The sequence below is a fragment of the Bacillus sp. (in: firmicutes) genome (assembly GCA_017656295.1).
GTDB lineage: Bacteria > Bacillota > Bacilli > Bacillales > JACDOC01 > JACDOC01.
In genome coordinates, this window is sequence record JACDOC010000052.1 from 1 (window position 1) to 627 (window position 627).

The 627-nt window shown below is 50.2% G+C and carries 1 protein-coding gene; it reads left to right on the plus strand.

Going from position 1 to position 627, the window contains the following annotated elements:
- Positions 1–627, plus strand: a 627-nt coding sequence (locus tag H0Z31_15795) for a DNA topoisomerase I (protein MBO8178853.1), incomplete at both ends; no start/stop codon positions are given.

Below are 627 nucleotides of genomic sequence, written 5' to 3' on the forward strand. Positions count from 1 at the left end.
GAAAGAGACCGTGAAATCCGAGGTTTCATTCCAAACGAATATTGGACGATCGATGCAGGTTTTGTGAACCCGCAGAAGCCTCCTGATTTTAAAGCGAGGCTAACTCGTCGGGATGGTGAGAAAGCAGAAATAACAGGCGAGGGGGAAGTGAAGGGACTCGTCGAGGATATCAAAGCGGCGGATTATTGTGTAGTCGGCGTCAAACATGGCCAGCGCAAACGTAAACCAGTGGCACCCTTCACAACCAGCACAATGCAGCAAGCTGCATCTAGACGGTTCAATTACACTGCGCGTAAAACGATGGCTATCGCTCAGCAATTGTATGAGGGGCTTGATGTTGGCGAAGGTGATTCGTACGGTCTGATTACGTATATGCGTACAGATTCAACACAGGTGTCGAAAGAGGCGATTGGGGATGGCAGGCAATTTATCGAGAAGCGCTTTGGTAAAGAGTACCTTCCCGAGAATCCAGTCATCTACAAGACGCGTGCGCGCGGCGCTCAAGAAGCGCACGAGGCGATTCGCCCAACGTCTGTTTCCCGAACTCCCGAGCGGATTAAGTCGTATCTCTCTGCAGATCAGTTTAAATTATACAATCTCATCTGGAGACGTTTTGTCGCCTCCCAG